Annotated in this window: 13 protein-coding genes and 1 pseudogene; 6 read left to right on the forward strand and 8 right to left on the reverse strand. The window is 44.7% G+C overall.

The features are described 5' to 3' along the window. Positions 1-1,191 (forward strand): DUF2254 domain-containing protein (locus IQ219_RS12440; RefSeq protein WP_194072811.1); only part of this gene is annotated, 1,191 nt, incomplete at its 5' end. Between the two features lie 100 nt (positions 1,192-1,291). Here IQ219_RS12440 and IQ219_RS12445 read toward each other — a convergent pair. From IQ219_RS12445 to IQ219_RS12455, 3 genes are all read right to left on the reverse strand, one after another. After that, positions 1,292-1,741, reverse strand: a complete 450-nt coding sequence (locus tag IQ219_RS12445) for a type II toxin-antitoxin system VapC family toxin (RefSeq protein WP_194072812.1) — start codon at positions 1,739-1,741, stop codon at positions 1,292-1,294. Then, complete coding sequence (locus IQ219_RS12450) at positions 1,738-2,046, reverse strand: type II toxin-antitoxin system prevent-host-death family antitoxin (protein WP_194072813.1); 309 nt, start codon at positions 2,044-2,046, stop codon at positions 1,738-1,740. Before IQ219_RS12450 ends, IQ219_RS12445 begins: the two co-directional genes overlap by 4 nt. A gap of 97 nt (positions 2,047-2,143) precedes the next feature. Next, a complete protein-coding gene (locus IQ219_RS12455; RefSeq protein ID WP_368667607.1) occupies positions 2,144-2,713 on the reverse strand; it encodes a recombinase family protein in 570 nt (189 codons plus the stop codon). A 251-nt stretch (positions 2,714-2,964) separates the two neighbouring features. Here IQ219_RS12455 and IQ219_RS12460 point away from each other — a divergent pair, with 251 nt between their 5' ends. Together IQ219_RS12460 and IQ219_RS12465 are read left to right on the forward strand one after the other, a co-directional pair. Beyond that, on the forward strand, positions 2,965-3,984 hold the full coding sequence (locus IQ219_RS12460) for a bifunctional nicotinamide-nucleotide adenylyltransferase/Nudix hydroxylase (RefSeq protein WP_194072814.1): 1,020 nt from the start codon (positions 2,965-2,967) through the stop codon (positions 3,982-3,984). A gap of 24 nt (positions 3,985-4,008) precedes the next feature. Continuing rightward, a complete protein-coding gene (locus IQ219_RS12465; RefSeq protein ID WP_194072815.1) occupies positions 4,009-5,379 on the forward strand; it encodes a nicotinate phosphoribosyltransferase in 1,371 nt (456 codons plus the stop codon). A 57-nt stretch (positions 5,380-5,436) separates the two neighbouring features. Here the strand turns inward: IQ219_RS12465 and IQ219_RS12470 are convergent. From IQ219_RS12470 to IQ219_RS12480, 3 genes and pseudogenes are all read right to left on the reverse strand, one after another. Next, positions 5,437-5,887: pseudogene (locus IQ219_RS12470) on the reverse strand (IS1 family transposase); the annotation flags it as partial. A gap of 105 nt (positions 5,888-5,992) precedes the next feature. Continuing rightward, a complete protein-coding gene (locus tag IQ219_RS12475) occupies positions 5,993-6,244 on the reverse strand; it encodes a hypothetical protein (protein WP_190599907.1) in 252 nt (83 codons plus the stop codon). Positions 6,245-6,288: 44 nt separating this feature from the next. After that, positions 6,289-6,501 (reverse strand): chlorophyll a/b-binding protein, encoded by a 213-nt coding sequence (locus IQ219_RS12480; protein WP_190599908.1) that lies wholly within the window; start codon positions 6,499-6,501, stop codon positions 6,289-6,291. Positions 6,502-6,733: 232 nt separating this feature from the next. Between IQ219_RS12480 and IQ219_RS12485 the strand changes: the two genes are divergently transcribed. Then, complete coding sequence (locus IQ219_RS12485) at positions 6,734-6,877, forward strand: chlorophyll a/b-binding protein (RefSeq protein WP_190599909.1); 144 nt, start codon at positions 6,734-6,736, stop codon at positions 6,875-6,877. Between the two features lie 133 nt (positions 6,878-7,010). Continuing rightward, positions 7,011-7,439 carry a thiol-disulfide oxidoreductase DCC family protein gene (locus IQ219_RS12490; RefSeq protein ID WP_190599910.1) on the forward strand — a complete coding sequence of 143 codons (429 nt, stop codon included), beginning with the start codon at positions 7,011-7,013 and terminating at the stop codon, positions 7,437-7,439. Between the two features lie 345 nt (positions 7,440-7,784). On the opposite strand, the gene IQ219_RS12495 is transcribed toward IQ219_RS12490, so the two are convergent. Both IQ219_RS12495 and IQ219_RS12500 read right to left on the reverse strand, forming a co-directional pair. Beyond that, a complete protein-coding gene (locus tag IQ219_RS12495; protein WP_194072816.1) occupies positions 7,785-8,018 on the reverse strand; it encodes a hypothetical protein in 234 nt (77 codons plus the stop codon). Continuing rightward, positions 8,015-8,620, reverse strand: a complete 606-nt coding sequence (locus IQ219_RS12500) for a ParA family protein (RefSeq protein ID WP_190599912.1) — start codon at positions 8,618-8,620, stop codon at positions 8,015-8,017. Before IQ219_RS12500 ends, IQ219_RS12495 begins: the two co-directional genes overlap by 4 nt. Before the next feature lie 220 nt (positions 8,621-8,840). Between IQ219_RS12500 and IQ219_RS12505 the strand changes: the two genes are divergently transcribed. Further along, a partial coding sequence (locus IQ219_RS12505) for an HNH endonuclease (RefSeq protein WP_194072817.1) occupies positions 8,841-9,084 on the forward strand: 244 nt, incomplete at its 3' end.

The following is a 9,084-nucleotide window of genomic DNA, read 5'->3' on the forward strand; positions in this document are numbered from 1 at the left end:
AAAATAGACTGGGCTTATTCTCTAGGGCCTAGTGGTTCACGGGCTATTCTTTCTACGATCGCCGGTTCAATGGTGACTGTGGCCACCACTGCCTTTTCTATTACGATTGTGGCACTTCAGCTAGCCTCTTCCCAGTTTGGGCCGCGCTTGCTGCGGAGCTTCATGCAAGACACGGGCAACCAAATTGTATTGGGAACTTTCATTTCTACTTTTGTATACAGCTTGATGGTGCTACGAACAGTTAATGGGGTAGAAAAAGATGAGTTTGTCCCCCACCTAGCAGTAACCATCGGCATTGCTTTGGCGATCGCCAGCGTTGGTGTATTGATTTATTTTATTCATCATTCAGCCTCATCGATTCAGGTCAATCAGGTCATTAAACAAGTGGGAAATGATCTTGATGTTGCGATTGATCGGCTCTTTCCTGAAAAAATTGGACGGAGCACATTAAACCAACCACAGGAGAAGAGTCTAGCTGCTATTCCTACCGATTTTGATCAATTTTCCTGTCCAATTAAGACTATTGCCAGTGGCTACATTCAAGGGATTGATGACAACCAACTGATGCAGATTGCGACGGACAATAACTTGTTATTCTGGGTTCAACAACGTCCCGGTCGCTTTGTGATAAAGGGAAGTGAACTGGTACAGGTCTTTCCTGAAGAAAAGGTAAACAAGAAGCTTATAGCCCAGATCAATAATGCCTTTGTTCTTGGTTCCCAGCGCACAGAGCAGCAAGATATGGAGTTTCCCATAGACCAACTGGTTGAGATTGCGGTACGTGCCCTTTCTCCAGGCATTAATGATCCCTTTACTGCCATCCGCTGCATCGATCAACTTAGCGCTGCCCTTTGTCATTTAGCCCAAAGAGAAATGCCTTCTCCCTATCGCTACGACGACCAGAATCAGCTTCGGATCATCGCTAAACCGATTTCATTTACTGATGCGACGGATGCGGCCTTTAACCAGATTCGGCAGTATGGAAAGTCAAGTGTCGCAGTCACAATGCGGTTGTTAGAGGCGATCACGGCGATCGCGCCCTTTACTCACCGAACATCAGACCGAACCACACTGCTGCGTCATGCCGATATGATTGAACGCGGTAGCCAGGAGGGAATTGCGGAGAATTTAGACTACCAAAATGTGAAAGAGCGGTATCTTGCTGCGGTGAAAGCGATAGTTCAAACTTAATCAACAAGAAGAAGGCTGTCGCTATTTCCGCGAGTCGTGGTTATTAGGCGATCGCCCACAAGGGAAATTCTTCATCTTACTCATCTACATTGGTGTTTTATCAACTAAAAAGGAATGGATTAAAGACGGGAAACCCTGATTTTTCAAAGTCCCCTCCATTGCGAGTCACAACACACAGCTCATGGACAACGGCGATGCCGAAGGCACACTGCGTGCCCGCCGCAATAAATAAATCCGGTTGACTGAAGGTATAGTTCTGCTTTCTTCCCTTTTCCACTAGCCATCGCCACTGCAAAATTACGTCTTCATCTACCCCCAAAAGACGATCTCCAAACCAGGGGCGCAAAACCTGATCTAGCCATTGGTTTAATTCCTGACGAAATATCTTGTCTTCAGTCTTTGCTATGCCAAAACGAATTTCCGCCATGGTAATGGTACTGAGATAAAAAGAGGTGGGAGATTGGCGATCGGCCCAGGCTTTCACTGCTGGATGACAATTCTCCTTGCGAAGTTCTGAAATTACGTTGGTATCTAATAGCCAACCCTTCATAACTCCACAGCTCTGACGGGACTTTGGACGCTGGACTGGTCAAAATCCAGGCGATTCAGGGGGGACTGGGAAAGAAATTCGTGGATATTGGGTTGTGTCATCAAGGGCAAAAGTTTAGCAAATTGATCAGCGGCAAGAACCACTACGGCATCTTTACCCCGCACTGTGACAAGCTGGGGATTTTCTGCCTGGGCTAAGCGTACCAGTTCGCTAAAACGGGCCTTGGCATCTTCCAATTTCCAAGTTTGCAGGGTATCTAGTCCTTGGGAGGCGGAATTATCGGATGGGGCAGTAAACGAGGCCATCTTTTTACCTGACTATATCTAGTCAGATTCTAGCCTAAAATTCTTGGCATTCGTATTTGTTGGCAGTTGCCCAACCGACAATAAGCAGTAAGCTCCCTTAATGAGAATAGGCAATCTTGGCATACCATCTTCCCCCACGCATGGTTTTTACCCTTGACTCATTCAGTCTTTTGGCGATCGCCTCTAGGGTTTCCTCTTCTTGCCGCAGTTGAACAATCATTTCCACAATGTTATGGTTCTCAGCTCTGACCAATTTTTTGTCTTCCACTTGGTAACCAAAGCCAACTCCACCGATATATTCTCCCTGGGCTTTTTTGTGCTGTAATGCCGTGTTAGTCCTTTCCCCGATGGTTTCCCGTTCCCACTGAGCCACCGACATTAAAACGTTGAGGACTAACCGCCCCGCCGCCGTCCTGGTATCAACCTGTTCCCCCACGGACATTAGGGAAAAACGCTCAGAAAAATATTTTTCCAGCAGGCAATCAAGGTCACGAACGGAACGGTTCAGGCGGTCTAGTTTGACGATGACCAGGGCCTCAGCTTCTCTTGCTTCCAGCATTTTGAGGGCTTTTTCCAAGCCGGGACGACCCAGAGTTTTGGCACTTACCCCGGCATCAGTGATGATTTCTGGCAGTTCGATATCGTATAAGGAGGCATAGGCCTGAATTTTCTCCGTTTAGACATCTAGGCTTACCCCCTGAGTGGCCTGTCCTTCAGTGCTGACCCTGACGTAACCTATTGCTTTCATTCTCATCCCTCTCTCAATTAAATTGAAATTCCGCTATCTGCAAGTCTAAATCCAAACTGAACTTGGTCGAAAATGCAACCGATATAAATTTGGACGTCATATTTTGGTAAAATCTACTATAATCGAATTAATCCTCGGAGAGAGGATGTTAGCCATCCAGGGAGTCTGGTATGAAAACTAAATATAAATACGGAATCTATATTGGTCGATTCCAACCTTTCCATTTAGGACATTTACGCACGCTAAAACTTGCCCTTGAAAAAGCGGAACAAGTAATTCTGATTTTAGGTAGTCATCGAGTGGCTGCAGATACCCGTAACCCTTGGCGATCTGAAGAAAGGATTGCGATGATTCAAGCTTGTTTAAGCCCTGAAATATTGCTAAGGGTACATTTTTTAGCGGTACGGGATTGGCTTTACAGCGATAATCTTTGGTTGGCCGCGGTTCAACAGCAGGTTTTAGAAATTACTGCAGTCTGCGATTCCGTTGTGATTTTAGGTCATCGTAAGGATTCTTCTTCTTACTATTTGAATTTGTTTCCCCAATGGGATTATTTGGAAACAGGTCACTATTCTGACCTCAGTTCTACTGCCATTCGTGCCGCTTATTTTAAAGATGAAAAAAGCAATTACCTCAATAAAATTCCCCCGGCGATCGCCGATTATTTACAAACTTTTCAAAATAGTGAACGCTACACTGATCTTTGTGATGAATATCAATTTTTGCAGGCTTACAAACAGGCTTGGGCAACGGCTCCCTATGCTCCCACTTTTGTAACAACGGATGCGGTGGTAGTGCAAGCAGGTCATGTATTGATGGTACGCCGTAAGGCTAAACCCGGTCTAGGGCTAATTGCTTTGCCTGGGGGTTTTATTCAACAGAATGAAACCTTAGTTGAAGGAATGTTACGGGAGCTCAAGGAGGAAACCCGTCTAAAGGTTCCCCTGCCGGTTTTACAGGGCTCCATTGTAGAAAGTCATGTTTTTGATTCCCCAGTACGATCTCTGCGGGGACGAACTATTACCCACGCTTACTTTATCCAATTGCCAGGGGGCGAATTACCGACTGTAAAAGGGGGCCATGATGCCCAGAAAGCATGGTGGATGTCTTTAGCAGATCTTTACGCCCAAGAAGAGCAAATTTACGAAGATCATTTTCAGATTATTCAGCATTTTGTCAGCAAAATTTAAATACATTCCCTTCAATTATCTACCATGAATACTAATTTAATTCTCGATGTGGACTCCTATAAAGTAAGCCACTGGTTGCAATACCCTCCTGATACAACGGCTATGTATTCCTATGTGGAAAGTCGTGGAGGAAAATATCCTATTACTGTCTTTTTTGGTCTGCAATATATTTTAAAACGATATCTTATTCAGCCTATTCAACCCTGGATGGTGGAGGAAGCGAATAGTCTTTTAACAGCCCACGGCTTACCGTTTAATTATGAAGGTTGGCGATATATTGCCGAGGATTTAAAAGGTCGCTTACCTGTACGTATTAAAGCAGTACCTGAAGGCTCGGTTATCCCTATTCATAATGTTTTGATGACAGTGGAATCCACAGATACGAAAGTATTTTGGTTGGTTTCCTGGTTAGAAACGTTATTGATGCGGGTTTGGTATCCAACTACCGTGGCAACCCAAAGTTGGCATCTGAAAAAACTGATCTATGAATCCCTATTGCGTACTGCGGATGATCCTGATAGTGAAATTAATTTCAAACTCCATGATTTTGGGGCGCGGGGGGTTTCTAGTTTGGAATCGTCAGGCATTGGAGGGCTAGCTCACCTCGTTAATTTTCAAGGTTCTGACACAGTACAAGCATTGGTTTACGGGCAGAAATATTACAACTCTCCCATGGCGGCTTATTCGATTCCTGCTGCTGAGCATTCTACTATTACAGCTTGGGGGAGAGAAGGAGAAGTTTTGGCCTACCAAAATATGTTGACCCAATTTGCTAAATCTGGTTCGGTACTGGCCGTGGTTTCCGATTCTTATGATCTTTGGAATGCCATTGATCATCTCTGGGGTGATTACCTGCGGGAACAGGTGCTTGATTCGGGGGCAACGGTGGTTATTCGTCCTGATTCGGGTAATCCGATGGAAATTGTGGCTAAAACCTTGGAGAAATTGGAAGCTCGTTTTGGTAGTAAGCTCAACAGCAAAGGCTATCGAGTTTTAAATGCTGTGCGGGTAATCCAAGGGGATGGGGTTGATGAAGAGAGTATCACGGCTATTTTAAAAAAGACTGAGAGTCTTGGTTTTAGTAGCACTAATTTAGCTTTTGGTATGGGGGGAGCCCTGTTACAAAAAGTGAACCGAGATACCCAAAAATTTGCTATGAAATGTAGTGAAATTACTGTAGCTGGCGAGGCGATTCCTGTTTATAAAGATCCCATTACGGACCCCAGTAAAACCAGTAAAAAAGGGAGATTATCCCTAGTTAAAAATCAATTTGGTTATCAAACTGTACCTAATTCTTCCGAGGATTTATTAGAAGTTGTCTATGAAAATGGACAGTTACTGCAAGGGCAATCTTTGGATACCATTCGCCAGCGGGCTTGGCCTAGAAATACTTGATTTAAATTCTTATTCTACTTTTATCCCTTGGAGATCAGAGTAGGATAGAAGCTGGTCTTAAAGAAGCAAGGAAGCATTGTAATGATGGACAAAAAGCGAGATAGCTCCGATGTGATTATCTAGTTTTTTTGGGGAAAGATAATGTCTTGCGCACTGACCGAGATACTCTCTGGCGCAGAGTACAGTTGAAACGCTCAATATAATTGGTTTTCCCTGTTTCTTTTCCCACTGGCTGATGTCTCTTGCGGGGAAACACCTTGCTGTAGGCTTGCCAGAAATCCGTATGAGCTACAGCGCACTGACGATCTCCCCCATAAACTCCCACAATTTCACAGGTTTAAACATCTAGAGCCAGCCAAATCCAATACTTTCGTTGTTTATTCCCTACAAATGACCACATCTCATCACATTGGATCGTTAATAGCCCTTTTTTTGAAGAGACTTCCATTTGCCGGGGTAAGGTTTCGTATTTTTGATTGACATACTGTTGTAACCAAGGCCCTGAAACTGCTGGCCCAAGTTCTCCATGGCGAGGTAAATAAACAAAAAAACACCCAGCTAGTGGGTGTGAAGAAAATCCGAAAGTTTAAAGAGGAGAAAACCGAGAAAGCGCTTACAGGAAAGGAGCAAAGCGGCTGAAGAAGTAGCCCCATAGCACAGTAGAAACACCAACGGCTACCAGTAAGTAGGTAAAGAAGCGACCCAACTCGGGGCTACCTTCTAACTGCTTATCCTCCTGTCCGCCAGTGAAAAGTAAAGACCAAGCCTGGTTAGCATTGATGGCTTGAAAGTTGTTGAAGCCCTCACGGAAGACAACGGGAGCAAACAAATCTTTATTTTGATAGATATCCACATCAGCATTCATAGCTAAGACCTCTGGGTGATTGAAAAACTGTAAACGTCGAAAACTTAAAGAGACAGGAGCCAGCCCACAATGCCGTGACCAGTGACTACTTCCATCACCAGCAGAGAAACGAAGCCAATCATGGCAAAGCGACCATTCATTTTCTCAGCGTACTCAGTCCAACCGGCTTGCACGGTTTCATCGACATAGACGGGGGGTTCGATGGCGAAGTTGTTGAGGCGATTGTCTTGGTCGAGACGGAAACCACGGCTAGTCATGTCTGAGTTCTCTTTTGTAACGTTGTGTAAACATAGCGTAACACTATGTAACGATTTATGTCAAATTATTGACTTAAGCCTGCTGATATAGTACTCGGTTCGCTTTGGTGCTCCAGCCACCCTCATGGGCTCATAGGCAAGCTGGCTTAAATGTCAAGTAAAAGAAAATAAACTTATAATAGAAGTAACAAAAATTAACAAACCGCGTTTTTTCCTTTTGGAGGTTACCGCAATGGACAATCAAACCACTAAATTTGGCTTCACTGCTTTTGCAGAGACTTGGAATGGGCGCTTAGCAATGCTGGGATTCTTTATTGGTCTTGCTACTGAGCTTTTGACAGGTCAGGGTATTCTTGCTCAAATTGGTCTGATGTAGAGACTCCTAGCGGGTTAGCCGGAGTGCTTGCTTCATATTTTGCTCCGGCGAGCCTGTCAATTCTTACTGAAATCGACCTGAGGGTTAGTCTAAGCACTTATCAGTCAACAAAGTCAGAAGTCCTTAACAAGTAATGTCAAAAATCGCTGTCAGTTTTCACATTATCTATGACGGTCTATGTAATCTGTGTGTGGGCTTTGTTCAGCAGCTTGAACAACTTGATCAAGGTGCGAGCTTTGACTATATCCCGATGCAGGATATAGAAACGCTGGGTCGGTTTGGTATTTCAGCCGCTGACTGTGAGCTGGGCATGATTCTCATTGATGCTCACCAGCCCGATCTGCGCTGGCAGGGAAGTAAGGCAGCGGAAGAGATCGCCCGTCAATTTCCTGCTGCTGCTCAGTTGATTACTGTCTACCGATTACTACCGGGAGTGCAATGGATTGGTGATCGTTTCTATGAACAGCTTCGTGACAATCGCTATCAATGGTTTGGGAAACGCGATGATGTTTATGGTTCACCCTATGCGATTGGCTGTGCATCCTTCAAAAATCCTGACTAATTTTTGAAATGTATCTTTTCGGCGGGTTATGCAAAAAAAACAGCATGGGGGCAAAGAATGACAGGTGATGACCCCCACTGGGGCGCTACCCATAGCTAAATTATTGCACTGGTTATTTGACCCGGAGAATTTGGATCGGATTGGAAGATTGAACACGAACCCCTAGTAATTTTTTTTGAGACTGTCGATTTTGCCGAAAGCCGCTTTGCGGCGCATCTTCGGAAAAAAGTTAACTCAAGTACCTGACCTGTTGCGTATGCAGATTGTTAGCTGTCCACTGTTTTACGTAGAAGCTATTACAGACAAGGTTTAAGTTGTGGTTAACCGCCGATTCGCGTACTCGCTTCACTGGTTACTTAACCATTCAGATAACAGAGCTTCCACTAAATCAGAGAAGTCGCGCTTTTCTGCTTCTTGGAGCAGAGCAATTTTGACATTCCTGTAGGTTTCCTTGCGGATATAGGCAGAGACCTGTCCATAGTCGGGATCGCTGCGTTTGCCTTTTGTTTTGGCTTTTGCTTGGCTTTCTGCCGGGGTCGGCCTTTTATGGCTATCTAAAATTCCTTTAAATTTGCTCATATCAAAATTTCCTCAATAATTTCTTTGCCAACCGCTTTGTAGTCTGACCAAGCAATGCGGGACTTGGAATCAGTTACTTCAGAAACAACGACACCGGTTAGGGATGCTTTCTGAAAGGCGGAATAGCGTTTAATGCCTTTTTTAAATAGGGGTAACCCCGCAGTAGTTAGTAACTGTCGAGCTTCGTCACCATCTTTGGAGGGATAAGGGGGAATGATTGTTAGCAAAATCCGAAAGCAATTATTTCCCAGCTTTTGCAATGTCTCAATCGTTAGCATCAGGGCATCAAGGGCGAGGGCATCTGGTGTGGAAGGAATGACCAACAGATCACAGCCATCAGCAAGGGCTTCCAGATCTTCATCCGTCGGCCTAGCTTGGGTATCAATCACGATGTTGGAATACTTGGGCGCATACTTGGCAGCTTGCCTTTCATCAACCACCTTGAATGGGAGTGATCCTCGTTTGCTCCAGCCGGTTGCACTGCGATTTGGGTCGCCGTCTATCAACAAGGTGTCTCCCTGGAGTGCTAGGTACGCCGAGAGATGAACTGCTGTGGTTGTTTTTCCTACCCCGCCTTTAAAACTGGCAACGGTAATAATCATGCTTGATTGTTTGAAAGTTTGAATAATTAACAATTCAGCAGTTTGCTAAGCTGGTTGTGTGAGTACGCACTTTAAGACCTCATTTTACCTTAGTTTTGTTCCCTGATTATTTGCGTATGCAGTTCACTGACAATTTAGCATGGTAACTAACCGTATTTTTAGCTCTAATGCTTTACCAGGGGTCCAAGCAAAGTGCCAAAATTTTTACTAGGGGTTAAGCATGAAAAATGACCGTTATCCTCAAGATTGGAAAAATATAGCTGCCGTCAAAAAGCAGTCCGTTAATTGGATCTGTGAACGGTGCGGGGTGCAATGTCTTGAGCCTGGGGAGGGGAAGGGTTTGTTGAAGGAGGAACGCTATCGACTCAGGATGGCGGTGCATCATAGCGATTATGATCCAGCTAATAATTCCCCTAGTGATTTGATGGCCCTTTGCTTGCCTGTTCATCTTTACTATCACCGCA

The organism is Synechocystis sp. LEGE 06083 (assembly GCF_015207725.1).
GTDB lineage: Bacteria > Cyanobacteriota > Cyanobacteriia > Cyanobacteriales > Microcystaceae > Synechocystis > Synechocystis salina.

What these genes read in the sequence shown, in the direction of transcription:
- IQ219_RS12475 (WP_190599907.1), bottom strand. Translation starts at nt 6,244, where the DNA reads ATGAATGCTGATGTGGATATCTATCAAAATAAAGATTTGTTTGCTCCC.
- IQ219_RS12485 (WP_190599909.1), top strand. Translation starts at nt 6,734, where the DNA reads ATGGACAATCAAACCACTAAATTTGGCTTCACTGCTTTTGCAGAGACT.
- IQ219_RS12480 (WP_190599908.1), bottom strand. Translation starts at nt 6,501, where the DNA reads ATGACTAGCCGTGGTTTCCGTCTCGACCAAGACAATCGCCTCAACAAC.
- IQ219_RS12460 (WP_194072814.1), top strand. Translation starts at nt 2,965, where the DNA reads ATGAAAACTAAATATAAATACGGAATCTATATTGGTCGATTCCAACCT.
- IQ219_RS12500 (WP_190599912.1), bottom strand. Translation starts at nt 8,620, where the DNA reads ATGATTATTACCGTTGCCAGTTTTAAAGGCGGGGTAGGAAAAACAACC.
- IQ219_RS12450 (WP_194072813.1), bottom strand. Translation starts at nt 2,046, where the DNA reads ATGGCCTCGTTTACTGCCCCATCCGATAATTCCGCCTCCCAAGGACTA.
- IQ219_RS12465 (WP_194072815.1), top strand. Translation starts at nt 4,009, where the DNA reads ATGAATACTAATTTAATTCTCGATGTGGACTCCTATAAAGTAAGCCAC.
- IQ219_RS12495 (WP_194072816.1), bottom strand. Translation starts at nt 8,018, where the DNA reads ATGAGCAAATTTAAAGGAATTTTAGATAGCCATAAAAGGCCGACCCCG.
- IQ219_RS12490 (WP_190599910.1), top strand. Translation starts at nt 7,011, where the DNA reads ATGTCAAAAATCGCTGTCAGTTTTCACATTATCTATGACGGTCTATGT.
- IQ219_RS12445 (WP_194072812.1), bottom strand. Translation starts at nt 1,741, where the DNA reads ATGAAGGGTTGGCTATTAGATACCAACGTAATTTCAGAACTTCGCAAG.